At 36.6% G+C, this 25,129-nt stretch carries 23 protein-coding genes and 1 riboswitch; all 23 genes read right to left on the bottom strand.

Annotated elements, in window-relative coordinates:
• Positions 1–12: 12 nt before the first annotated feature.
• Entirely contained in the window at positions 13–591 is a 579-nt protein-coding gene (gene pgsA, locus ABH959_RS08005; RefSeq protein WP_002014596.1) for a CDP-diacylglycerol--glycerol-3-phosphate 3-phosphatidyltransferase, read from the bottom strand.
• 63 nt (positions 592–654) lie between these two features.
• On the bottom strand, positions 655–1,566 hold the full coding sequence (locus ABH959_RS08000) for a helix-turn-helix domain-containing protein (RefSeq protein ID WP_002088056.1): 912 nt from the start codon (positions 1,564–1,566) through the stop codon (positions 655–657).
• A 21-nt stretch (positions 1,567–1,587) separates the two neighbouring features.
• Positions 1,588–2,373: a DUF3388 domain-containing protein gene (locus ABH959_RS07995; protein WP_000574107.1), complete on the bottom strand. Its 786-nt coding sequence runs from the start codon at positions 2,371–2,373 to the stop codon at positions 1,588–1,590.
• A gap of 139 nt (positions 2,374–2,512) precedes the next feature.
• The gene (locus ABH959_RS07990) at positions 2,513–2,761 is read right to left on the bottom strand and encodes a DUF3243 domain-containing protein (RefSeq protein WP_000114449.1); all 249 of its coding nucleotides are present in this window, start codon (positions 2,759–2,761) and stop codon (positions 2,513–2,515) included.
• Between the two features lie 76 nt (positions 2,762–2,837).
• Complete coding sequence (gene ymfI / locus ABH959_RS07985) at positions 2,838–3,551, bottom strand: elongation factor P 5-aminopentanone reductase (RefSeq protein ID WP_113936842.1); 714 nt, start codon at positions 3,549–3,551, stop codon at positions 2,838–2,840.
• Positions 3,552–3,668: 117 nt separating this feature from the next.
• The gene (gene yfmH / locus ABH959_RS07980) at positions 3,669–4,955 is read right to left on the bottom strand and encodes an EF-P 5-aminopentanol modification-associated protein YfmH (protein WP_002014592.1); all 1,287 of its coding nucleotides are present in this window, start codon (positions 4,953–4,955) and stop codon (positions 3,669–3,671) included.
• Positions 4,956–6,230 carry an EF-P 5-aminopentanol modification-associated protein YfmF gene (yfmF, locus tag ABH959_RS07975; protein ID WP_002066759.1) on the bottom strand — a complete coding sequence of 425 codons (1,275 nt, stop codon included), beginning with the start codon at positions 6,228–6,230 and terminating at the stop codon, positions 4,956–4,958.
• A gap of 210 nt (positions 6,231–6,440) precedes the next feature.
• Entirely contained in the window at positions 6,441–7,400 is a 960-nt protein-coding gene (locus ABH959_RS07970; protein WP_002066758.1) for an ABC transporter permease, read from the bottom strand.
• Positions 7,401–8,459: an ABC transporter permease gene (locus ABH959_RS07965; protein ID WP_002088061.1), complete on the bottom strand. Its 1,059-nt coding sequence runs from the start codon at positions 8,457–8,459 to the stop codon at positions 7,401–7,403.
• The gene (locus tag ABH959_RS07960) at positions 8,452–9,984 is read right to left on the bottom strand and encodes an ABC transporter ATP-binding protein (RefSeq protein ID WP_002066755.1); all 1,533 of its coding nucleotides are present in this window, start codon (positions 9,982–9,984) and stop codon (positions 8,452–8,454) included. The genes ABH959_RS07965 and ABH959_RS07960 overlap by 8 nt, the downstream gene beginning before the upstream one ends.
• A gap of 108 nt (positions 9,985–10,092) precedes the next feature.
• On the bottom strand, positions 10,093–11,169 hold the full coding sequence (locus tag ABH959_RS07955) for a BMP family lipoprotein (protein WP_002066754.1): 1,077 nt from the start codon (positions 11,167–11,169) through the stop codon (positions 10,093–10,095).
• Between the two features lie 90 nt (positions 11,170–11,259).
• Positions 11,260–11,985 carry a GntR family transcriptional regulator gene (locus tag ABH959_RS07950; protein ID WP_002088063.1) on the bottom strand — a complete coding sequence of 242 codons (726 nt, stop codon included), beginning with the start codon at positions 11,983–11,985 and terminating at the stop codon, positions 11,260–11,262.
• 233 nt (positions 11,986–12,218) lie between these two features.
• Positions 12,219–12,320: riboswitch (purine riboswitch) on the bottom strand.
• Positions 12,321–12,522: 202 nt separating this feature from the next.
• Entirely contained in the window at positions 12,523–14,907 is a 2,385-nt protein-coding gene (locus tag ABH959_RS07945; RefSeq protein ID WP_002014584.1) for a DNA translocase FtsK, read from the bottom strand.
• Between the two features lie 214 nt (positions 14,908–15,121).
• Positions 15,122–15,325: a YlzJ-like family protein gene (locus tag ABH959_RS07940; protein ID WP_002088064.1), complete on the bottom strand. Its 204-nt coding sequence runs from the start codon at positions 15,323–15,325 to the stop codon at positions 15,122–15,124.
• Positions 15,322–16,071 carry a translocation-enhancing protein TepA gene (tepA, locus tag ABH959_RS07935; protein WP_113936839.1) on the bottom strand — a complete coding sequence of 250 codons (750 nt, stop codon included), beginning with the start codon at positions 16,069–16,071 and terminating at the stop codon, positions 15,322–15,324. Before tepA ends, ABH959_RS07940 begins: the two co-directional genes overlap by 4 nt.
• 102 nt (positions 16,072–16,173) lie before the next feature.
• A complete protein-coding gene (locus ABH959_RS07930) occupies positions 16,174–17,844 on the bottom strand; it encodes a ribonuclease J (RefSeq protein ID WP_002014581.1) in 1,671 nt (556 codons plus the stop codon).
• A gap of 608 nt (positions 17,845–18,452) precedes the next feature.
• Positions 18,453–19,331 (bottom strand): 4-hydroxy-tetrahydrodipicolinate synthase, encoded by an 879-nt coding sequence (gene dapA, locus ABH959_RS07925; RefSeq protein ID WP_002014579.1) that lies wholly within the window; start codon positions 19,329–19,331, stop codon positions 18,453–18,455.
• Between the two features lie 11 nt (positions 19,332–19,342).
• Positions 19,343–20,575 (bottom strand): aspartate kinase, encoded by a 1,233-nt coding sequence (gene dapG / locus ABH959_RS07920; protein ID WP_002137918.1) that lies wholly within the window; start codon positions 20,573–20,575, stop codon positions 19,343–19,345.
• Positions 20,576–20,598: 23 nt separating this feature from the next.
• Positions 20,599–21,645, bottom strand: a complete 1,047-nt coding sequence (asd, locus tag ABH959_RS07915; RefSeq protein WP_002014577.1) for an aspartate-semialdehyde dehydrogenase — start codon at positions 21,643–21,645, stop codon at positions 20,599–20,601.
• Positions 21,646–21,794: 149 nt separating this feature from the next.
• Positions 21,795–22,394: a dipicolinate synthase subunit B gene (dpaB, locus tag ABH959_RS07910; RefSeq protein ID WP_002111357.1), complete on the bottom strand. Its 600-nt coding sequence runs from the start codon at positions 22,392–22,394 to the stop codon at positions 21,795–21,797.
• A complete protein-coding gene (gene dpaA / locus ABH959_RS07905; RefSeq protein WP_002128797.1) occupies positions 22,391–23,293 on the bottom strand; it encodes a dipicolinic acid synthetase subunit A in 903 nt (300 codons plus the stop codon). The genes dpaB and dpaA overlap by 4 nt, the downstream gene beginning before the upstream one ends.
• Before the next feature lie 172 nt (positions 23,294–23,465).
• Positions 23,466–23,714, bottom strand: coding sequence for a YlmC/YmxH family sporulation protein (locus tag ABH959_RS07900; protein WP_002014571.1), 249 nt, complete (start codon positions 23,712–23,714; stop codon positions 23,466–23,468).
• A 135-nt stretch (positions 23,715–23,849) separates the two neighbouring features.
• Positions 23,850–25,091 carry a M16 family metallopeptidase gene (locus tag ABH959_RS07895; protein WP_113936807.1) on the bottom strand — a complete coding sequence of 414 codons (1,242 nt, stop codon included), beginning with the start codon at positions 25,089–25,091 and terminating at the stop codon, positions 23,850–23,852.
• Positions 25,092–25,129 lie beyond the last annotated feature (38 nt).

The raw sequence follows: 25,129 nt of genomic DNA, 5'->3' as shown, positions 1-25,129 counted from the left end.
CCCCATAAACTTCTATTTTGAGTTTACAAAAGCATCTTTATTTTTCCAGAAATAATCCCATCCTGAAATAACGGTAAAGAATAATGCAATCCATATGAAAATATCTGCAACTGGAATATGAAGTAAATTTAACGGTACATCATGTAATAAGTATGCTGCAATCGCAATAATTTGTGTCCATGTCTTAATTTTCCCTAGCTGATTTGCTGCAACTACTTCCCCTGTCCCAGCAAGTACAAGGCGTAAACCTGTTACTGCAAACTCACGGCTTATAATTACAATAACGATCCAAGCAGGTACATATTGCATTTCTACCAATGTGATAAGCGCTGCCGAAACAAGTAATTTATCTGCTAACGGGTCAAGGAATTTCCCTAAATTCGTTACAAGATTATACTTTCTTGCATAATGTCCATCAATCCAATCTGTAGCCGAAGCAATAATAAAGATAAGTGCCCCTACTAAATGTTGAATTGGTAACTCTACATCACCAATTATAAATGAGCCCCACTCAAAGGGCGCTAACATAATTACCATAAAAATTGGAATTAAGAAGATTCTAGATATTGTAATTTTATTTGGTAAATTCACAGCTATTCCTCCATCATGTCAAAAACATTTGTTCATTGAAAAAAGTCATCGAAGCGATGACTGTTATTGCGCAGCTTGCCCTATCCCTTGGTTTTTTATCACCAATCTTTGGTGAAGTTCTTTTGCTGGATCCAATGGGAAAGCAACCACTTGACCATTCAGTTTAACTTCAACATTCGTTGCATTTCCAATATTAAGTCGCACTTCTTTTACTGTTGATAAATCACGTTTTTCTATTTGGCCACCTTGTACTGTAGTGTTTAGAATTTCGTTCCCAGCATCATCTTTAACATCTACATAACTCGCACCTTTACCCGATATTTCCAGTTCTAATGTTTTATTATTATGAATTTCCAAAGTAGATACCTTACCAGTTGTTCCAACTACTTTTATCTCTTGCTGTCCAGTTGGTTGTGCTGGTTGTTCCTCTTTCTTTGGCTCTTCTTTTTTTGGTTCTTCTTTCTTTGGTTCTTCCGCTTTCGCTTCATCTTTCTTTGTATCTAGCGGAGAATTTTTTGCTTTTTGAACCTCAATTTTCTCACTTTGAGCATTTGGAACTTGCCTATCATCTTTTCCAGTTAACGCTTGAATAACAAACCAGACTACCACTCCAAATGCGATTACTAACAACGCAATCAAAATTTTGGGCATATGATCCGCAATTGGCCATGATGAAGATTTTTGCATTGTTTCTTGTGTTTTTTGTCCAGTTGATACTTGTGGAACTTCACGTTTTTCAGACTGTGGTATCGTACTCTGATATTCTACAAGCAGTTCCTCTCCATTTAATCCAACAGCATCTGCATATTGTTTAATGAATGCACGCGCATAAAAAGCTCCTGGCAACACATCATAATTGCCTTCTTCAATCGCTACTAAATGGCGTTTTTGAATTTTTGTAATCTCATGCAGCTGATCAATAGATAAGCCTTTCGCTTCTCTTGCTTCTGTCAGCTTTTGTCCTAATTCCGTCACTACTAACACCTCAATATTTCTTTAAAAGTCGAACATAGAGAAATTGTTTTGCGTACCTTGCTCAATTTCATCTACTAAATTATATTGAATTTCTTCATCATAATCGTTACGCAATTCGATAATATAATCAAAATCATCCAATGTGTATTCTGACTGACTCACAAACACATCCGGATGTTCCACAACTTTCGTTGCAGGCAATCTCATGATTTCACGAACGAGCTGCCAGTGTCTTTCATTTGCACGCTTTGTCGACACAATTCCATCTAGTATGAAAATATTATCGTCGCTATACTCATCTTCAATCAATTGGCTACGAACAGTTTGCTTAATGAGAGTAGATGATACGAATAACCATCTCTTATTTGCACAAACACTTGCGGCAACAATAGATTCTGTTTTTCCGACACGGGGCATTCCTCGTATCCCAATTAATTTATGACCTTCTTTTTTCATTATCTCCGCCATAAAGTCTACAAGCAATCCTAATTCATCACGCACAAATCGAAATGTTTTCTTATCATCTGCATCTCGTTGTATGTACCTACCATGTCTAACTGCTAGCTTATCTCTAAGCTTTGGCGGACGATATTTCGTTACCGTTATATTATCCATCGTATTTAAAATTGATTCAAGTCTAGAGATTTGTTCTTGATTATCACACATAAGCAAAAGTCCACGTCGTGCATTATCTACACCATTAATTGTGACAATATTGATGCCAAGCATACCGATTAACGAAGAAACGTCACCAAGTAAGCCAGGTCGGTTTTTATGTATTTCATATTCAAAATACCATTCAATCATCCAAGATCACTCCCCTACGCTTACTTTACACCTACGTACTATATTATATGATTTCATCTTAATAGGGAAGCTAAATGTATAATCTATTCCTCCTAATTACTATACAAAAAAAGTAGAGAGGAGCTTCTCCTCTCTACTTTTACTTATGTTGTACAAACTTCACCATTAAATTTGCAATTGTATGTTGCTCTTGTTCATCAGCAACTTTCCAAAGCTCAGACAATAATTTTTCTTGATCGTTGCGCGCTTCTACTTCATTTGCTAAATAATCACCAACACGAAATGCCATATCTGATACGGCACCACCATCAAGCCCTTTTCCCCCCGCTTGTTCTAAACGTTCTCCTAAAAAGCTCTTCCACTGATCAAAATTATCTAACACTGACATGTTTAAGCACCTCACTATTTTAGTAATAGAATCATGCTTAATTTGTACAATTTCTTGTTTTTTATGTAAGAATTTTTTAGCAATGCCAACCGCCATTCACTCCGATAATTTGCCCCGTAATATAAGAAGCTCCTGGCGAAACGAGGAAGGAGACTGTTTTTGCTACCTCTTCGGGTAGTCCTATTCTACCTAATGGAATATCTTCAGCAATTTCATTTTTATCATCTTCTGAAAATACATTTAACATTTCTGTTTCGATTGCACCTGGCGCTACCGCATTAACGCGCAATCCACTTAGAGAAACTTCTTTCGCTAAAGCCTTCACATATGAATTTTGTGCACCTTTCACCATTGAGTACAGCACCTCACAAGACGCTCCTATTTGCCCCCAAATGGATGAAATAACAACAACATTACCCCTTCTCCGCCCGATCATCGGTGGAAGCGCCATCGATAAAAGTCTATATACACTCTTCACTTGAAGCTCCACCATATAATCTAATTCTTCATTAGTAACATCTGTTACTAATCCAAATATACTCTTTCCAGCTGCGTATACAATAACATCAATAGGATGTTCGATTTGTCCCCACAATTTCTCTGCTCCATCGATAGAAGCTAAATTTGCTTGCACAGGAATCACTGCATCAAACTCCTTTTGTAACCCCCTTATCTTCTCTTCGCTTTTATTGTAATGAATATAGACTGTATAACCATCCTCGATTAACTGCTTCGAAATAGCAGAGCCAATCCCTCCGCTTCCTCCAGTTACTAATGCATACTTTTTCATAAATTCCCTCTCTTATCTTTTTATGTATAAATAAATAATACCCTCATCTTACCATTTGGCAATAACCAAACGTTAGATGAGGGATATAGATACTGCGTTTTTTATTCACATATTACTTCATTTTTTTGGTAACACTTGGCAGACACTCATTTTCTCTTCAATCAATAATGTTTTTGCTGCTTGTTGTAAGTCTTGAACAGTTAATCCTTCTAACACTGTAAGAGCATCAAATAAACTAGATTCATTAAACGCATATCGTGTAAACTGATTTGCAATATATTCAGGTGAATTCAACGATCGTAAAAATCCACCAATTTTCTTTTTCTTCACCCGTTCCAGTGCAGTCTCATCTAACTGATCATAATTCGTTTGTAGTAAAATACCTTTTAATCGCTCTGCCAATTCATCAGGGTGCTTCGTATCTCCACCAACCATTGCAAAACCGAAGTTATTTTCTTCTGTATAGTCATACGAGAACGAATCATCAATAAGACCTTCATTATATAAAGATTCGTAATGAACTGACCCTTTTCCAAATAAATAATCTAAAAGTAATGTAAGTGCAATTTCTTGTTTTAACAGAGCTTGCCCTTTTTCTTTTAAATTCGTTGCCTTAATACCAACTAAACATTTTGGAGTTTGAACAGGCATTGAAATAATCTTTTTCTTTTCATTTACTTCTTCTGGTTCCTCTTCAAAAGAGCGAACGATTTCTGGTTGATTTTCGTAATCTTTTTTCGCTTGATTTTCACGAACTAAATCCATTGTTTTTTCAGGATCAATCGCTCCAACAACAAATAATAACATGTTGCTCGGATGGTAAAAAGTCTCATAACATTCATACAGTAGGTCTTTTGTAATTTTACTAATAGACTCAATCGTCCCTGCAATATCAATTTTAATTGGATGTTTCACAAACAAACTATCGATTAACCCAAAGTATAAACGCCAGTCTGGGTTATCTTGGTACATTTGAATTTCTTGACCGATAATACCTTTTTCCTTTTCAACCGTTTTTTCAGAGAAATACGGTTCTTGTACAAAGTCTAACAACGTATTTAAATTTCTCTCTACATTTGATGTACAGGAAAAGAGATAAGCGGTTCTTGTAAAAGATGTAAAAGCGTTCGCTGAAGCACCTTGTTTACTAAACAATTGAAACGCGTCATGGTCCTCTTTTTCAAACAATTTATGCTCAAGGAAATGAGCAATTCCATCTGGTACACGAGTCATGTCTTCTTTTCCAAGCGGTACAAATGTATTATCAACAGAACCGTACTTAGTCGTAAATGTTGCAAATGTTTTGTTGAAGCCTTGTTTCGGTAAGATATATACGTCTAATCCATTCGGAAGTTTTTCATAATATAGCGTCTCTTTTAATTGCTCATACACAATTTTCTCCATTTATTCTCCCTCCGTTCCATGTAAAAAGTAGATTGTATCTAGTTCAATATTATTAGCAACTTTCACAATCTCTTCTTTCGTCACGCTTTCTATGCCCGTTAGCCATTCTTCAACTGGACGCGTACGCTCTGAAATCACCCCGTGATAAAGCATTTCAACAAAGCCACGTGGCGTATCAATTGCCTCTAAGATTTGATTTTGAATTACACTTTTCGTTTGCTTAATCTCTTCCTCTGAAAAATCACCGTTTTGCATTGCTTTCATTTGTTCTTTAATAATTTCAACAGCTTTTTCAAAGTTCTTCGCTTCAATTCCAGACATGACGAAGAGCAAGCCTTTATGACTTTCAAATCTCGATGCTGCATAGTACGCTAAACTATTTTTTTCACGGACATTTACGAATAACTTCGAATGAGAAAACCCTCCAAATAATCCGTTAAACAATTGTAATGCAAAATAATCTTCATCTTTATACGTAATGAATGTGCGATAGCCGATATTTAATTTACTTTGCTTTAGTTCTTGTTTTTCAACAATTTCTTTTTCTTCATTATTTCGTTTATGAAGAAGTACATTTCTCTCTTTCATAGCGCGAGGTGAAATCGAAAAATACTTATTTACAAGCTCCACAGCATCTTCTGAAATGTCACCAATGATATATAAATCCATTTCATCTTCAGCTAACACTTTTTGATAATATTGATACAAACTTTCATTTGTAATAGAAGCAACACTTTCTTTTTTTCCATTTGCACTTAAGCGATATGGTTCTACTTTGCACATCTCTGCAATTAAACGCTCGTTTGCATAACGCATTTTATCATCATAAGTAGCTTCAATTCGTTGCAAGAGTGCTCGTTTCTCACTTTCTACAATAGAAGATAGAAAACCGTCCCCTTCTGTTGCTGGATGTAAAACAATATCAGATAACATAGAAAGCGCTTTTTCAAATAACGGTGGTGCATCGCGTAAATATGTTTCATTTGCAATGTCTACATAAATAGAGATGATATGGTCTTCCCCTTTTTTACTTACATCTACCGCTAAAGAAGATCCATATAATTCTTCTAAATATTGACGAAGACGAATTACAGAAGGCAGTTTTTCTGTCGCACTTTGCAATACGTACGGCAATAGGGCACGCTCTGTCACCGTCTCCTCATTTAAAGGTGCTTTAAAACGAAATACAAAGGTATTTGTTTTAAATTTATCAGTCGGAATAATATGTACTCGCAAGCCACCTAATTCATGCAGTTGCTGTTCCATTAGTTTCATTAATAGCCCTCCTTTACGTATGTAGGAATATTCCTCTTCAATATACAGTTTTTAGAAATAAAAAATCAACTTTTCTTCCTTATTATGCTTACATTTGAGTCTTTCTAAAAACTTTAATATGTAAGGAACATAGTAAAATTCCGTATTAAATATATTCTATGTAAAAAAGCCCGCACTAATGTGCGAGCTTTTTTTATACTTTCTAAATACTCATCGTTTTCCTTTTTCATAAGGCGTTCCTAATGCTTTCGGAGCTTCAGATCGGCCTACAAAACCAACGAGTGCTAATATTGTAAATACATACGGTAATATCGTTAGGAATACACTTGGAATTTCTTTTAATATAGGAATTGTACCACCTGTTATCCCAAGTGATTGAGCAAATCCGAAGAACAGCGCTGCTCCAAGAGCACCAAGTGGATTCCATTTACCAAAGATCATAGCTGCTAGTGCCAAGAAACCTTGTCCAGTAATTGTAGCACCTGAAAAGTTACCAGAAATCGACATTGCGAAGACCGCACCACCCACTCCTGCAAACATTCCAGATATACAAACTGCAATATAACGCATTTTATATACATTAATTCCCATCGTATCTGCTGCCATTGGATGTTCACCAACAGCACGAAGACGAAGACCGAACGGTGTTTTATAAATAATGTACCAAACAACAAATGCTAAAATAATGGCAATATACGATGTTAACGGTACATTTGAGAAAAAGATTTTCCCGATTACCGGAATATCCGAAAGTCCTGGAACATCGATTTTTTCAATTCGGTATTGAATAAAATCAGTCTGTCCTTTACCAAAGATTTTCTTAATCGCAAATACTGTTAAACCGAGCGCCAAAAAGTTAATCGCTACCCCGCTTACTACTTGATCCGCGCGGAATGTAATGGACGCTACTGCGTGAAGAAGTGCAAATAATCCACTACCAATAGCTGCAAATAATAGTGCAATCCAAGGAGTCATTGCTCCCCACGTATCACCCATTAATAACGTTGTAACGATACCAGTAAATGCACCAAATAACATTAAACCTTCTAAGGCTATATTTACAACCCCAGAACGTTCACTGAACACTCCACCTAACGCCGTAAAAATAAGTGGCGCTGCCGTATATAACGTACCAGTCACAAGAATGGCTAAAATATCTATAAAGCTCATTTATTTCCCCTCCTTGCTCATGCGTGTAAGTGCCCAGCGTAAAACATAACTGCAAGCAACAAAGAAAATAATACATGCGATAATAACATTAATTAACTCAGAAGGTACATCTGCTTCAAAATTCATTTGCGGGGCTGCACTTTTCAAACCACCGAACAGTAAAGCCGATAATAATATACCAAACGGATTATTTCCTCCAAGAAGAGCTACCGCAATCCCATCGAATCCAATACCAGTAAACGATGTCATTGCCGTCATACTTTGGAATGTTCCTAGACCTTCCATTGCCCCACCAATTCCAGCAAAAGCGCCAGCAATTGTCATTGATAATACAACATTACGAGAGACTTTCATCCCTGCATATTGCGATGCATTTTGGTTAAAACCAACCGATTTCAACTCATATCCTAACGTAGTTCTATCTAATACGAACCACATTACAATAGCAATTAAAATAGCTACAACAATTCCCCAGTGCAAACGAGATCCATCTGTCAATGAAGATAGCCAATCAGAAGCTAATGAAGCACTCGCTTGTACATCATAAGATTTCTCATTACCTTCATGTATAAAACGTTTAATAAGATCATACGTAACATAAAGTGCAATGTAGTTCATCATAATTGTGACAATTACTTCATTTACTTTAAGCTTTCCTTTTAAATATCCAGGTATAAATCCCCATAAACCACCGGCAATCGCGGCTACTAAAATAGATAACGGAATATGCAAAAATGCTGGTAACGATACTGCATATCCAAACCAGACAGCGGCAAGCCATCCAACCAATAATTGTCCTTCTACCCCAATGTTAAAGAGACCTGTACGAAACGCAAATGCAACAGACAGACCAGCTAACACGAGTGGAATCATCGTACGTAGCGTCTCACCGATAGCCTGCGGATTTCCAACCATTCCTTCCCAAAGCGCTGCATACCCAACAATTGGATCATATCCACTAACTAACATTACAATGGCACCAACAAGTAAACCAAAAATAACGGATAATACAGGAACTAAAATGTTAATTGTTCGCTCCGTTAAAAATTTTTTAGCCATTTGTATTCACCTTCTCTTTCTCCGTTCCGCCAGCCATCAACAAACCAAGCTGTTGTTCATTTGTTTCTTTCGCATCGACAATTGCTACAATTTTCCCTTCATATATAACAGCAACTCGATCACTTACATTTAAAATTTCATCCAGTTCTAACGATAGAAGTAATACCGCTTTCCCGTTATCTCTCTGCTCGATTAATTTTTTATGAATAAATTCAATTGCACCTACATCTAAACCACGTGTTGGTTGTGCTGCAATTAATAAATCTGGATTACGATCTACTTCACGTGCAATGATAGCTTTCTGCTGATTTCCACCTGATAGAGCACGCGCTAATGTTTGTTCACTAGGTGTACGTACATCAAACTGTTCAATAAGCGCCTTTGCTTTCTCTGTGATTTTGCTAAAGTTTAAAATCCCCTTCTTTGAAAATGGATTTTTATAGTATGTTTGCAAAACTATATTGTCTTTAACAGAAAAATCAAGAACTAGCCCGTGTTTATGACGGTCTTCTGGAATATGACCTATTCCTTCCTCTGTAATTCTTCGAACAGGCCAATTCGTTATTTCTTTTCCTTTAATTGCAATAGAACCTGACTCAACTTTTCGTAAACCAGTAATCGCCTCTATTAATTCACTTTGACCATTTCCATCAATCCCTGCAATACCAACGATTTCTCCTGCACGAACAGTTAAGTCAAGGCCTTTTACAGCAGGTAATTGGCGTGCATCATGAACGACAAGATTCGCAACAGACAGAACCTCCTCTTTCGGTTTGGCCCCTATTTTTTCTGTTTTAAAATTCACTTGACGTCCGACCATTAATTCTGCAAGTTTATGTTCATCCATTTCCGCAACGTCAACTGTACCAATTCCTTTACCTTTACGAATAATTGTGCAACGATCGCAAACTTCCATAATTTCTTTTAATTTATGTGTAATAAGAATGATAGATTTCCCTTCTTGCACAAGCTTTTTCATAATTTGAATCAACTCATGAATTTCTTGAGGAGTTAACACTGCAGTCGGTTCATCGAATATTAAAATCTCCGCACCACGATAAAGCGTCTTTAATATTTCAACCCTTTGCTGCATCCCAACCGAAATATCTTCAATCTTTGCATTTGGATCAACAGCTAAACCGTACTGTTCAGATAATTGTTTAATTTCTTTTGCAGCCTCTTCAACAGCTATTTTCCCTTTTCTCTTCGGCTCATTTCCAAGAATGATATTCTCTGTAACTGTAAAATTATGAACAAGCATAAAGTGCTGATGGACCATCCCAATTCCAAGGTCATTTGCAATATTCGGATTTGTAATTTTTACAGGGTTTCCTTTAATTTTAATTTCGCCCTGTTCTGGTTGATACAAACCGAACAGTACATTCATCAACGTTGATTTCCCTGCACCATTTTCTCCAAGTAAAGCGTGTATCTCTCCCTGTTTTACTTGCAGCGTAATATCATCATTCGCTACAATGCCTGGGAATACTTTTGTAATATTGTTCATCTCAATTACGTATTCCATTTTGTTCCTCCTTCTAGCAGGGAACACTCCCTAATTACACTCTATTAAAAGTATTTTTATATATGCAAAGGTTAGTTCTAAGAACTAACCTTTGCTATTGCTCTATCATTATTTCTTTAGAGCAGCTTCGTATGCTTTATATTCATCATCAGTCGCAGGTACTTTAATTTCACCAGCAGTGATTTTCTTCTCAAACTCTTCTATTTTTGTTAAAATTTCTGGGTTTACTTTTTTCACATTATCAGTTGTTTTCGCAATACCAACGCCATCATCTTTTAAGCCGAACTCTTCTACTTTACCGCCTTTTAACTTACCATCTTTCGCTTCTTGCGCTACTTTTGCTACTGCAACATCAACACGTTTTACCATTGAAGTTAAAGTTACATTTTCAGGCATGCCTTCTTGATTTTGGTCACGGTCAACACCGATTACCCAAACATTTTCACCTTTTTTCTTACGGTTTTTCGCTTCTGTGAATACACCGTTACCAGTTGCACCTGAAGCATGGTAAATTACGTCAACGCCTTGACCGTACATTGCTGAAGCTAATACAGATCCTTTTTCTGGCTTATCAAATGCATCAGCATATTGTGATACAATTTCGATATTTGGATTTACTGCTTTTGCACCAGCTTTAAAACCTGATTCGAATTTTGTAATTAACGGGCTCTTCACACCACCAACAAAACCAACTTTATTTGATTTTGTTGTCATCGCTGCTACAGCTCCAACTAGGAATGAACCTTCATGGTCTTTAAATGTAATACTTGTTACGTTCGGCTTCTTTACAACTGTATCTACAATCGCAAATTGCTCTTTTGGATACTGTTCAGCCACCTTTTCAATTGATTTCTCCATTAAGTATCCAATACCAAATGTTGTGTTATAATTATCTTTCGCAAATTTCGTTAAATTTGGAATGTAATCAGCATCTTTACTTGATTGAAGGTAACGATATCCTTCATTTTTCTTTAAATCGTTGTCTTTACCAAATTTCGTTAAACCTTCCCAAGCTGATTGGTTAAATGATTTGTCATCAACGCCCCCAACATCTGTAACCATACCAACCTTAAACTCTTTATCCCCTTTTTTGTCACTATCCGCTTTATCCGAGTTACCACATGCACCTAACACTGTACTTGCTGCTAACGTTAACGATAATAAAAGACCTGTTTTTTTCTTCATACTAGAAACCCCTCCTGAAATGTTTTGTCTAATGATTCATACGCTGCTGTCCCTTACTTCTTGCTGTCACCTCCCTAAAAAGGAACTTCCCTACATACGTTTTCTTAATACGTGGAAGCTAAACTTATCAGCTCTAAAGTAATTAATAGAATATAAGATTGGCTCATCATTTTGATCATAGTGCATTTGTTTTAAAACTAGCAGTGCCGTTTCAGGTTCACATTCTAAAATCGGTGAAATTTTCGGGTGATAACCAATCGGTTCAATGTGAGCAACTGCGTATGTGATACGCTTGTGCGTATTATTATGTATTACTGTAAGCAGCGATTCCTCATTGTATCCCGATAAATCTGGTAATATCTCTTTTGCCAGTTTATCAATGCAATATACAACTGGTTCCCCATCCGCTGTACGAACACGTTCAATCATTACTGCGCTAAAAGCATCTTCACAATTAAATTTCTCTTTTTCTTCTTCTGTTAAAGTTGTTGTAGATGATGATAAAAAGATTGTTCCTGGTGTTTTCCCCACACTAGAAATCATATCTGTAATACTAGAAAGTTGCTCTATTCCAGAAGAAAATAACGGCTTCGCATTTACAAATGTCCCTACACCATGTCTACGAATAACAACATTTTCTTCTTCTAAAATACGTAGTGCTTCCCTTAAAGTTGCCCTACTTACACCAAGTTCTTTCGCTAGATCAAACTCTGAAGGTAACTTTTGTTTTTCTTTGTAAGCCCCATCTTTAATTTTTCCTTTGATGTGATCAATCACCCGCAAATATAGGTGACGACTATCGGATTTTACTGACATAAGACTCCCCCGCATTTCAATTATTCGACCTCTGATGTAAGACTTCTTCTCTCTTTTTTCAACTTACAACATAGTATAAATTACTAAATACTAAAAATAAGCGTAATTATCGAATAAATATTAATAATTTTTCAAGATGAAATTTTCACACTTTATTCCATAAAAAAAACTTTGTACCATAAACATTTCTCATATAGAGAAAAAGTTCGGCACAAAGATTCCTTACATCCTTTGTTACACACTTTTCCCCTCATAGTCTAGCAATTCATGGTTGCCAGGTAGAAACTTATGGACCTTATCTCCAAGATTATATGAGGCAGTGATTCTTTTCGAAGTAATCTTACCACTTGCTCCCATATGTGTCAACAGAATTCAACATTTTTCTACATTAAATATCGAACGTTTCGAAAACCAAAACGATAAGCATTCGTATTCTAAAGAGCTCCCTATTATGTAAGCACTTTCTTTTCTGTTGAATATAGTATATAACAAAAACAGCATATAAAAAAGCCTAATTGTAAAACAATTAGGCTTTTTTTAAGAACTTTTTTCTTGTACATCTTTAATGAGTACTCCCCTTGGTTTACTACCTTCATAAGGACCTACTACACCATTCATTTCCATGGCATCAATTAAACGAGCTGCTCGCGTATATCCTACTCTAAATCTACGTTGTAACATAGAAACAGATGCTGTTTGCATTTCTACTACAAGCTGAACCGCTTCATCATATAATTCATCTTCTACTTCCTGCTTTGTTTCAGGAACATCTTGTGGAATCATATCCTCTTGATATTGCGCTTTTTGCTGCGCAATAACAGATTCTACGACTCTCTCAACTTCATCATCTGATAAAAATGCCCCTTGTACACGAACAGGTTTCGATGCACCAATTGGTATGAATAACATATCTCCACGACCTAGCAACTTTTCTGCACCACCACCGTCAAGAATCGTTCGAGAATCTATTTGGGAAGATACAGCAAATGCAATACGCGATGGAATATTCGCTTTAATAACACCTGTGATAACATCAACTGACGGGCGCTGAGTCGCAATAATTAAATGAATACCAGCAGCACGTGCCATTTGTGCTAAACGCATAATCGCATCTTCTACATCCGAAGAAGCAACCATCATTAAATCAGCTAACTCGTCCACAATTACTACAATATATGGTAATTCAGGTTGTTTCGCTTCCGATTGGCTATTATGTTCTTTAATATAATCATTATATCCTTCAATGTTACGCGTACCGCTATGCGCGAATAATTCATAACGACGCTCCATTTCACTCACAACTTTCTTCAAAGCCTGTGATGCTTTTTTCGGATCAGTTACGACTGGTGTTAATAAGTGCGGAACACCGTTATATACATTTAACTCTACCATTTTCGGATCAATCATCATTAATTTTACTTCATGCGGTTTTGCACGCATTAAAATACTTACAATAATTCCATTAATACATACACTCTTTCCACTACCAGTCGCACCAGCTACTAATAAATGGGGCATTTTATTTAAACGTGCCAATACAGCCTCTCCTGTAACATCACGTCCAAGACCGATTAATAACTTCTCTTCTGGGTGGTTATTCGCCTTTGAATCAAGAACTTCTCTCAGCGTTACCATAGAAACTTCTGAATTCGGAACCTCAATCCCTACAGCTGATTTCCCGGGAATAGGTGCTTCAATACGAATGTCTTTCGCTGCTAAAGCAAGCGCTAAATCATCACTTAAACTAACAATTTTACTTACCTTTACTCCCATATCAGGATACACTTCATATTTCGTAACTGCAGGACCTCTATGTACTTTTGTTACTTTCGCTTTCACACCAAAACTTTGGAATGTACGTTCCAATTTACGAGCATTTTCATAAATTTCCGCATTTTCATTTGTAACTTGCTTATTTTGGGGAAACTTTAATATATCAAGCGAAGGAAGCTTATAATCTTTATTTTCCACATTAGAAAATTGCATAGGAGGTGCTTTCGTTTCACCTTCTAGCGATTCAACGATTTTTTCTCCTCGTTTCTTGTGAGGTTGTTCTTCTGGCGCAGGCGGAACTGCCTCTTCAATAAACGGAGGAGTGATTAAATCATTTTCTTCTATCTGCTTTTCCGTCTCTTCACGTACTGGATAATTCTCAGTAAAATTCGAAATAATTGGTGGACCAATTTCTATTTCTTCTACTGGCTCAATAGCTTCTTCTTGTTCAGCAACACGTTCACGCCTCTTGCTTCTTGTTGTTTTTTTCTTTTCAGTTTGCTCGGCGACCCTTTGAGATTTCCAATCTTTATAATCCCCTTGCATGACTTGAAACTGACTTCTAAGAATTCTCCCTACCGGAGCAAGTACTTCTCCAATATGTTTATTTGTTATACAAAGTATTCCAAGAATAACTAAAATAATTCCAATGATATATGCCCCTACTTCGTCAAATAAGAAGTAGCACGTTGCGAACATCAGTGCACCGAACATACCACCACCTAAATGAACACTATCCGGGCCCTTTTTCATTTCAAGGAAGAAGTAATCTTTTGTACTAACAATTACAGAAGTATTTTGCACAGCTCCATCTTTCGTAAGCAGGTTAAATAATGTAATATGACTAAACATTAATATTGCTAGTACAATTAAATAAACACCTATTAGCCGTTTATTTAAAAGGTTGGGCCATCCCCGCTTTATTACAAACGCAACAGATAAAGCTATTACACCTAATACACCAATTATGTACCACTCACCAAAGAAGAAGCGAAAAAATAACACAAACGATTTCCCTACAACACCTAGCTGTAAAATCGTAATAATCGAAAGTGCAAAAAGAGTCAACCCGACGATTTCATAATACAAAGTTGGCTTTATCGTACGTCTTGCCTTAGCCTTCGTCCCTCTTTGCTTTTGTTTTGCCATTTCTTCACCTCGTGTTCTAAAAATTAAGTACAACTTTCTTATAAAAAAGCTCTACTTACATGTCTTTCTCTCTATTTTTCAGGTCTTTATATCTTCTATTTTTACACTTCTTGTAAAATGTTAAATAAACAGAAGAAAGCAGCCTACTCATGGCTGCTCAACCGTCTTGTTTTTTATATTATACCATAGCTCCTAAACAAAATCCTTCTTTTTGCTAAAAGGTAATTTTCTGTCCAGGCTCAAACTCTAGGTAGTGAGACGGATTCGTACTTAATACACGTACAATAGAGTAACATTGATTATCCTCCTCAGAAACCACTAATTCCACGCCATTTATATTCACAACTTTTTGGCTTTCGCATTGTGAATAATCGGCCGGATACACAAGTTGCTCTGGCATAATTGTATATAAAATCATTGTAGCATTGTCCCTTCTGTACTATTATCCTTGTGTTCATCAATTAATTCGTTTAATTTTCGAAGTGCGCTACCAATACCACCGACACCATCTATAAGACCATACTTCACTGCATCTCCACCTATTACATTCGTCCCAATATCTCGCGTCAAATTCCCTTTTGCAAACATAAGCTCTTTAAAACGATCTTCCGTTACTTTCGAATGCTTTGTCACAAATCGAATGACTCTTTCTTGCATTTTATCCAAATACTCAAATGTTTGTGGCACACCTATAACAAGACCTGTTAAACGAATCGGATGAATTGTCATCGTCGCTGTTTCGGCAATAAATGAATAATCAGTTGAGACCGCAATCGGTACACCGATTGAATGCCCTCCTCCTAAAACAAGAGATACAGTTGGCTTTGAAAGCGAAGCCACCATTTCAGAAATCGCTAATCCAGCTTCAACGTCACCCCCAACTGTATTTAATATTAACAGTAAGCCTTCAATTTTTGGATTTTGTTCAATCGCGACAATTTGCGGAATGATGTGTTCATATTTTGTTGTTTTATTTTGTGGTGGCAACTGAATATGACCTTCCACCTGCCCAACAATTGTTAAGCAATGAATACGCGATTCATTCATTTGTGGTACATTTGTCTGTCCAAGTTGCTGAATTTTCTCCACTATAGAAGCCTCTTTTGGAACTTCTTTCGGCTCAGCTTCTTTTTCTTCATTTGTATAACGATCACGTTCTGTCATATCGCATCCCCTTTCACTCGTATATAACTATTATTTCTTAAGTTATGAATTTCATTCGATAGGGTTAAAAAAGAAAAAGATCACCTGTAAAGGTGACCTTCTTTATACTTCCATAATAATCGGTAAAATCATTGGCTTTCTCTTCGTTTCTTCGTACAAGAACTGCCCTAATAATTCACGAATATTTTGTTTCAACATAGACCATTCAATTGTATATTCTTTAATTGATTGTTCAACAATCATACGTACAATATCTGTGGATCGTTCGATTAATGCTTCTGATTCACGAACATATACAAAGCCGCGTGAAATAATTTCTGGACCAGAGATTATTTTCTTTTCATCCTTACCTAGTGTTACAACAACAACTAAAATTCCATCTTGAGATAACATCTTTCTATCTCGAAGAACGATGTTACCGACGTCACCTACACCTAATCCATCAATTAAAACATTACCAGCTTGCACTTTACCAGCTAATTTTGCTTCATCGTCACCAAAAGCAATTACATCGCCTTTTTCTACGATAAAGATATTCTCTCTCGCAATACCTACATCTTCCGCTAAATACGCATGTGCTTTTTGCATACGGAACTCACCATGTACGGGTACAAAATACTTCGGCTTCATTAAATTTATCATCAGCTTTAATTCTTCTTGGCTACCATGACCTGAAACGTGAACTTTTCTTTCACCGTAATAAATAACCTCAGCACCAGATCTAAATAACAAGTCAATAATTTTTGATACAGATACTTCATTCCCTGGAATTGGAGAAGCTGCAATAATAACAGTATCACCTTTACGAATTGAAATTTGTTTATGAGCTTGCTTCGCCATTCTAGAAAGGGCTGCCATCGGTTCCCCTTGACTACCAGTCGTTAAGATAGCTACCTTTTTTTCCGGGAAATTGTCTATTTCTTGTAATGAAATAACCATACCTTCTGGAACATCTAAATAACCAAGACGTCTTGCAATATCTACCACTTTCACCATGCTACGTCCTACTACCGCTACTTTCCTTCCAGTTTCAGCAGCTGCATCAAACACTTGTTGAATACGATGTACATTGGAGGCAAATGAAGCAACAATAATACGCCCTTCTGAACTATAGAATACTTTAGAAATCTCTATACCAACTTCTTTTTCCGAACCTGTATAACCAGGACGTTCAGCGTTTGTACTATCAGATAACAAGCAAAGTACGCCTTCATTTCCAATTTGCGCCATTTTCCCAAGATCTGCTCCACTATTTCCGATTGGAGTTTGATCAAATTTAAAGTCTCCTGTATATACTACAGCACCTTTTGATGTATGGAAACAAACACCCACAGAATCCGGAATACTATGTGTCGTTCCGAAGAATGACACATTTGTTGAATTAAACTCTACTGTTGAATTCGAGTCAATTGTTTTTAAGTCTACACGGCCTAACATTCCTGCTTCGCCAAGCTTTTCTTGTATAAGTCCTACCGTTAATTTCGTCGCATATACTGGAATAGATAATTTACGAAGCACATAAACAATTCCACCAATATGATCTTCATGACCATGGGTAATAAATAGTCCTTTTACTCGCTCTTGATTTTCTACTAAATATGTAATGTCAGGAATAACAATATCAATCCCAAACATTTCATCTCCCGGGAACATCAATCCTGCATCTACAATAAAGATTTCAGAATCAATTTCAACACAGTACATGTTTTTACCGATTTCACCTACTCCGCCAAGAGCAAATACTTTAACAGACTCATTCTCTTTTCTCTTCATGTTGTTGCCTGGTTTAAAAATCTTGCAAACACTGATTTCACTAAAATTGCAGAGACACCAGGGGAAACTCTACAACCACCATATATTCACCGTCCAAGACGAATGTCCTTACCGTTATGCGATATCATGTCCTTGTTAATTTTTTAAACCAGGTTTCACCTCTCTTTCATTATATAAATCAAATATCTTATTCGATATGATATGAAAATTTCATTAAATCGTAATTTTTACCAATTTTGCTAAGCATACCCGTACTAAGCTACTTAGCCATATTATAACTGATACAAGAAATAGAACACAAGTTAAATTATGCGAAAGACAAGAGAAGACACTAAAATGAGATTATAATTTAAGAGGGCAAAATTCATATCGGTTTTACTATTTTCCCTACGTAATAAGAGTTTGATGGAAAAATATTCATGTAAATTCTTTACATAAACATGAAACGATATTCACTAAAAAAACCTTATCTCTGTAATCAGTTTCTTACTAATTCTCCCCCCTGCCATCCCCTTCTTATTACAGCCTATTAACTATAGCTAATTTTCATCACTTACATATAGTTAGTCAAAATAAAAATGACCTAGTTTCACACTAGGTCATTTTTATTAACGAGGAATAGATTGCATTACGGATTGTAACGTTATTCTTTCTTCTTCCGTTAATGGAAGAAGTGGCAAACGTACAGAACCTACATCTAATCCCACCATTTGTAATGCTGTTTTTACTGGTGTTGGGCTCGGCGCCATAAATAGTGCATCCGTTACTTTTACTAGTAATTGATGTAATTTCTGCGCTTTTTTGAACTCTCCAGCTTGGAATGCAGCAATCATTTCTTGCATTTCATTCCCGATAACATGAGATGCTACAGAAACAATACCTTTTGCTCCAATTGCCATAGCTGGTAATGTTAAACCATCATCACCGCTGTATACTGCAAAGTCGTCCGCTGTTTTTTCAATGATTTCTGTCATTGTTAATACATCGCCGCCTGCATCTTTAATCGCAACAATGTTTTCTATTTCTGATAAACGAACAACTGTATCAACGGAGATTTGTACAATAGATCGTCCTGGAACATTATATAGCATTACCGGAAGCGGAGTGCTTTCAGCGATTGTTTTAAAGTGCTGGTACATCCCTTCTTGACTCGGTTTATTATAATACGGTGCCACTAGCATAACTGCATCAACACCAACTTCAGTTGCCTTTTTTGTTAAATCAACAGAAGCATGCGTATTATTGCTACCTGTTCCAGCGATGACGGGCACCCTTTTATCGACAACAGATACGACATGGCGATATAACGCTACTTTTTCTTCTGATGTTAATGTAGGAGATTCTCCAGTCGTCCCTCCTACCACGATTGCTGTTGTACCGTTATCAATTAAATAATTTACCAATTTCGTTGTCTTTGCAAAATCGATATTACCATTTTTATCAAACGGTGTTACCATCGCGGTTGCAATTGTCCCAAAATCTATCATGATCTCACTCCTTATTGTTCCAGTTGCTTTTCTTTTGAAAGCTCAAATGCACTATGTAATGCATTCACAGCCTCCACTAAATCGGCTTCTTTTACAAGAACCCAAATTGTCGTATGACTATCTGCTGATTGCAGAATTTGAATACCTTTTTCCGCTAAAGCTGTGACAATTTTCGCTGTAACCCCTGGAATACCTGCCATTCCAGCACCAACGATAGAAACCTTCGCACAATGCTCTGTCACAACTGGATCATATCCAAGTTGCTTTAAAACCTCAACTGCACGCGCTGATACACTATCCTTTACTGTGTAAGCTACACCGGTAGGAGAAATGTTAATTAAGTCCACACTAATCCCTTCATTAGCCATTTCTTTAAACACGTGTTGTTGTAAATCATATGCAGTTTCTTTTGCAAGCACCTTAATTTGCGTTACGTTTGACACATGGGCAATTCCTGTAACAGGACGTTCTTCTACATCCTGCCCTTTTGTAGCACCATCATATGCCGCAATAAGCGTACCTTCACTATCCGAATACGTAGAACGTACACGAAGTGGTACTTTTGCATGCATCGCAATTTCAACCGCACGCGGATGAACAACCTTCGCACCCTGATAAGCCATGTTACAAATCTCGTTATATGTTACAGTTTGAAGATGACGTGCATCTTTTACGATACGAGGATCCGCAGTCATAACACCTTCAACATCTGTGAAGATATCGATATATTCAGCATGAAGCGCAACACCTAATGCTGAAGCTGAGGTATCACTACCTCCGCGTCCAAGTGTTGTCGTATCTCCATTTTTCGTTTGACCTTGGAATCCAGTCACGACGATAACATCTACATTTTGTAACTCTTCATGTATACGATCGCAATTCATTTCAATAATCTTAGCATTCGTAAAGTCATTATTCGTTACAAAACCAGCTTGCGCACCATTTAATGCTGCTGCTTTTATACCATTCTCATTCAACATGTTAGAGAAAACAATTGCTGAGATTAATTCTCCGCATGATAATAATAAATCTTGCTCACGTTTAGAAATATTAGATTCCTCTTGATTTACAAGACTTAATAACGTATCAGTTGCATACGGTTCACCTTTACGGCCCATTGCTGATACGACAGTAACTACTTTATAACCAGCAGCTAACGATTTTTTTATATGGTGAAGCGCATGCTTGCGCCCATTGTCATCACGTACTGATGTACCACCAAATTTTTGAACAATAATTTTCATATTTTGCACCTTCTCTTAGCCGTTTACACTAATTGTAATTTTACTAAGCGCTCTGCAATTTGAACAGAATTCCATGCAGCGCCTTTTAATAAGTTATCAGATACGACCCAAAGGTGGAATCCTTTATCATTATTTAAATCTTTACGGATTCTTCCAACGAATACTTCATTTTTACCTACTGCAGTAGCTGGCATTGGATATAACTGCTCTGCTGGATTATCTTGCAGTACAATACCTTCTGCATTTGCAAGTAAGTTTTTCATTTCTTCTACTGTTACGCCTTCTTTATCTACTTCAATGTACACAGACTCGGAATGACCCGATACAACTGGTAAACGTACACATGTCGCAGCTACTTCTAATTCAGGCATATGCATAATTTTTTTCGTTTCATTAATCATTTTCATTTCTTCGAATGTAAATCCATTATCTTGGAATTTATCAATCTGTGGAATAGCATTAAAAGCGATTTGGAAATGCTTTTCGTCACCTGATACAGGTAAAACATTCGCCTTTACTTCTTCGCCATTTAAGATTGCTTGTGATTGTTCATGAAGTTCTTCAATAGCTGCCGCACCAGCACCTGATACAGCTTGATATGTGGAAACGATTACTCGTTTTAAACCATATTGCTGGCGAACTGGTTCAAGAGCTACTACCATTTGAATTGTAGAACAGTTTGGATTTGCAATAATACCATTATGTTCTTTTAAATCATTTTCATTTACTTCAGGTACAACAAGTGGCACGTTTTCTGTCATACGGAATGCACTTGTATTATCAACAACAATTGCACCGCGCTTTGCTGCTTCTGGCGCTAATTGTTTCGATACAGATCCACCTGCACTAAATAGTGCAATATCTACTCCTTCAAAACTTTCAGGAGTTGCCTCTTGAACTGTAAATTCTTCGCCTTTAAATACAAGTTTCTTACCTGCAGATCGTTTAGATGAAAGTAACGTTAACTTCCCAATTGGAAATTCTCGTTTCTCTAAAGTATTTAACATTTGTTCACCAACTGCGCCGGTTGCTCCAACTACAGCGACATGAAAAGTTTTTTGCTTTTCCATCACTATGCCCCTTTCTAGATACCAATCCTTCTATAACTTAGAATTAGAAGGAGCTTACAATGCCCCCTCTAATCTTAATAACGTTAATTTTATCATATTCTACAGTAAGAATGATGGTTTCATCAAAAATTGTACGTTTTTTTCGTTTTTTAATTCATATATCTGAATTTTTCTACAACAACAGGTTGTAATTGTTTTCCTTGTAGCGCTTCTAATACTGTATCTTCAAGTAACTCCATACGAGCTACCATTGAGTTCGGTTTTTTCTCTGGTGCATCTTGGCCAAATGGTACAAAGTAGATGTCTTTTGTAGCCATTAGGCGCATTAGATTTACTCCATTAAGCCCCAACGCATCATTCGTCGAAACAGCTAACACAACAGGCTTCCCATTTCTAAGCGTCGCTTTTGCTGCCATTAATACTGGAGAGTCTGTCATTGCATTTGCAAATTTACTCATCGAATTCCCTGTTAGTGGTGCAATCACCATGCAATCTAGTGGAATTTTCGGTCCTAGTGGCTCTGCGCCAACGATTGAATTAATTGCCTTAAAACCGGTTATTTCTTCGATCTTTTTAATCCATTCTTCCCCTTCGCCAAATCTAGTATTTGTTGATTGGACAGTATAAGAAACAACGGGACGTACTTCTGCACCTTCTGCAATTAACTTCTCTAAATGTGGCATAACTTCTTCATACGTACAATGTGACCCTGTAAATCCGAAACCAATTCGTTTTCCCTTCAAACTCATTTCTCATCATCCTCCTTTGCGATTGCATCTGCTATTAATAACTGAGAAAGAACATTCGCTAATATTTGTCCTGCTGTTTTCGGTGCAACAATCCCAGGAAGACCAGGTGCTAATAGTGCCTTCACTCCACGCTTCTCCGCATAGCGAAAGTCCGTGCCACCTGGCTTAGAAGCTAAATCAATAACTAGCGTATGAGCTGGCATTTTTGAAATAACATTCGCTGTCACAACGAGATGTGGAATTGTATTAATAACAATATCGATATTACCTACTTCTTTCTCTATGTCTTGCATATGAAAAGGAGAAAACATCATTTCTGTAATACGAGCAATATGTTCCGAACGTCTCGCTCCAACTTTGACATGTGCTCCTAATGATTGAAAGGCTCTTGCAACACTCATACCAGTTCTACCAAATCCTAAAACCATTACATTCGATCCATGAATTGTGTAATCAGTATGTTGAATAACCATCATTAGTGTACCTTCTACGGTCGGAATAGAGTTATAGATTGCAACATCATCACGATCAAATAATTTTACAAGTTTGCGATTTGTAGTAGCTACGAGATTTTCCAAGTAAGGTGTACCAATACCTGAATATATAGTGAAGTTTTCTGGCGTCTTTTCAATTTGTTCTTTCGTTATGGAAACTTTTTCATTTGAAAAAATAGTATCTACTTCTCCTCTGGCATTCGTCCCTGCAACCGGCAAAATAATCGCATCTAAAGAAGTGAAATTTAAATCTTGTATACTTTCCTTTGCTGCCCCTGTGAAGCCATGATCTAACTGTTCAAACCCTATTAATGAAAGTTTCGCGTCCAGTTCGACTAGCTTGCGAATTACTTCTAGCTGCCGTGCATCTCCTCCTATGACAGCAATATGCATCTCAGTCAACATTCCCTAATTCACCTTCTTTTTCTTTCATTTATAAGAAAAATGCCTACTTTTTCTTTTTCCTCCACATCATATGTAATGTACGCGTTTGAGGTGATTGAAAAACAAAAAGCACACGTGATTTATTTTCTTTATATAAAGATAAAAAAAAGACAACCAAAATGGTCATCTTTCACTATGATCTTGAATGGTTCGTAAGATCGCAAAGTATCATATCATTTCCAACCTTCTTTATTTTGCTCCATTCTACTCTCACTTCTTGCTGTTCTCTTTTAAAACCTCCCCATTTCCCAGCAGGTATAATAAGCGCTTGTATTTTTCCATCTCTCTCATCAATTTCTAAATCTGCATGACCTAAAACTCCCATTTTTTCTGCTCTTTCTAAATCCACAATCTCTTTGCCACTTAATTCACTTAAACGCATTAAATCTCCCCCTATCCTACTTTTTATGAAGGTTATCCTATAATAAGTACCTATTCTGCATATATAAAAAAAATAACCGTATCTCATATAAAAGAGATACGGTTATTTCCGAAAGCGAATGAATTACAAGATCGATTAAAGTTTCATTCCTTTTGGCAGTTTTCCATCCGGACTAATAAGTGCCGCAGAGAATTCATCGGTAAACATATTGCGAATTAACTCGTCTACATTTTGCTTTGTTACAGTGTTTACACTTTCAATAATCTCATCAAGAGAACGATGTTTACGAAGAAGCAATTCGTTTTTACCATTACGGCTCATACGACTATTCGTACTTTCTAAACTTAACATTAAGTTTCCTTTTAATTGTTCTTTACTGTTAACAAGCTCTTTTTCTGTAATACCTGTATTTTTCAACGTATTTAACGTTTCTTGCATTGTTTCATACAGTGTATCTAATTGTTTACTACCTGTTCCACCGTAAAGTGTTAACATACCTGTATCTTCATAAGAAGAATGGTAAGAAAATACTGAGTACGCTAACCCACGTTGCTCACGTACTTCTTGGAATAAACGGCTACTCATACTACCGCCTAAAACATTATTTAATACAATTAAGTTATAAATATCTTCGTGTCCCATTTGCAAGCCTTTATATCCTAAACATAAATGAGCTTGTTCTGTTTCCTTCTTACGTGCTACTTTATTGAAATGGAAAATTGGGCTATGTACTTGTTCACGATTTGTTGTCCCTTCGTAACTACCGAAATATTGCTCTACAGTTTGTAAAAATGCTTCATCAATATTCCCTGCAATTGATACAACAACATTTTCAGGTGTGTAATGATCTTTCATATATTGACGTAACGTATCACCTGTAAATGTTTCAAGCGTTTCTTCTGTTCCTAAAATAGGATATCCAAGCGGATGCGTTTCATATGTCGCTTTCGTTAACATATCATGCACAATATCATCTGGCGCATCTTCGTACATTTTTATTTCTTCAAATACAACATTCTTCTCTTTTTTCAGTTCTTCCTCATCAAATGTTGAATTAAAGAACATATCTGCTAAAACATCTAATGCATATTTAGCATGCTCATCTAGCACTTTCGCATAGTAACATGTATATTCTTTTGAAGTAAAAGCATTTACTTGTCCACCAATGCTATCAAATGATTCTGCAATCTCTCTTGCACTTCGCGTTTCTGTCCCTTTAAAGAACATATGTTCCAAAAAGTGCGAAACCCCATTATTTTTTTCATTTTCATTTCTTGAACCTGCGTGGATCCATATACCAATCGCAACCGAGCGTACAGTTGGTATATTCTCCATAACAATTCTTACACCATTTTTACACGTATATTTTTTAATCAAAAACTTTCCTCCTAATGCCAGTTTCTCTAAATAATTGC

Source organism: Bacillus sp. RC51 (genome assembly GCF_044908115.1).
Classification (GTDB): domain Bacteria; phylum Bacillota; class Bacilli; order Bacillales; family Bacillaceae_G; genus Bacillus_A; species Bacillus_A mycoides.
The sequence above is the reverse complement of the archived record's forward strand: the minus strand, read 5'-3'. Positions and strand labels throughout refer to the sequence as shown.

Coding starts and splice junctions, on each gene's coding strand:
- yfmH (WP_002014592.1), bottom strand. CDS start 4,955: ATGGAGAAAATTGTGTATGAGCAATTAAAAGAGACGCTATATTATGAA.
- ABH959_RS07965 (WP_002088061.1), bottom strand. CDS start 8,459: ATGGCTAAAAAATTTTTAACGGAGCGAACAATTAACATTTTAGTTCCT.
- yfmF (WP_002066759.1), bottom strand. CDS start 6,230: ATGAAACTAATGGAACAGCAACTGCATGAATTAGGTGGCTTGCGAGTA.
- ABH959_RS07940 (WP_002088064.1), bottom strand. CDS start 15,325: ATGATTTTATATACAATTATGCCAGAGCAACTTGTGTATCCGGCCGAT.
- ABH959_RS07900 (WP_002014571.1), bottom strand. CDS start 23,714: ATGCGTTTAAGTGAATTAAGTGGCAAAGAGATTGTGGATTTAGAAAGA.
- ymfI (WP_113936842.1), bottom strand. CDS start 3,551: ATGAAAAAGTATGCATTAGTAACTGGAGGAAGCGGAGGGATTGGCTCT.
- ABH959_RS07955 (WP_002066754.1), bottom strand. CDS start 11,169: ATGAAGAAAAAAACAGGTCTTTTATTATCGTTAACGTTAGCAGCAAGT.
- ABH959_RS07970 (WP_002066758.1), bottom strand. CDS start 7,400: ATGAGCTTTATAGATATTTTAGCCATTCTTGTGACTGGTACGTTATAT.
- dpaA (WP_002128797.1), bottom strand. CDS start 23,293: ATGTTGACTGAGATGCATATTGCTGTCATAGGAGGAGATGCACGGCAG.
- dapG (WP_002137918.1), bottom strand. CDS start 20,575: ATGAAAATTATTGTTCAAAAATTTGGTGGTACATCAGTACGTGATGAC.
- dpaB (WP_002111357.1), bottom strand. CDS start 22,394: ATGAGTTTGAAGGGAAAACGAATTGGTTTCGGATTTACAGGGTCACAT.
- tepA (WP_113936839.1), bottom strand. CDS start 16,071: ATGACAGAACGTGATCGTTATACAAATGAAGAAAAAGAAGCTGAGCCG.
- ABH959_RS07950 (WP_002088063.1), bottom strand. CDS start 11,985: ATGTCAGTAAAATCCGATAGTCGTCACCTATATTTGCGGGTGATTGAT.
- asd (WP_002014577.1), bottom strand. CDS start 21,645: ATGGAAAAGCAAAAAACTTTTCATGTCGCTGTAGTTGGAGCAACCGGC.
- ABH959_RS07945 (WP_002014584.1), bottom strand. CDS start 14,907: ATGGCAAAACAAAAGCAAAGAGGGACGAAGGCTAAGGCAAGACGTACG.
- ABH959_RS07995 (WP_000574107.1), bottom strand. CDS start 2,373: ATGATTGAATGGTATTTTGAATATGAAATACATAAAAACCGACCTGGC.
- ABH959_RS07960 (WP_002066755.1), bottom strand. CDS start 9,984: ATGGAATACGTAATTGAGATGAACAATATTACAAAAGTATTCCCAGGC.
- dapA (WP_002014579.1), bottom strand. CDS start 19,331: ATGATAGATTTTGGGACAATTGCAACCGCGATGGTAACACCGTTTGAT.
- ABH959_RS07930 (WP_002014581.1), bottom strand. CDS start 17,844: ATGAAGAGAAAAGAGAATGAGTCTGTTAAAGTATTTGCTCTTGGCGGA.
- ABH959_RS07990 (WP_000114449.1), bottom strand. CDS start 2,761: ATGTCAGTGTTAGATAATTTTGATCAGTGGAAGAGCTTTTTAGGAGAA.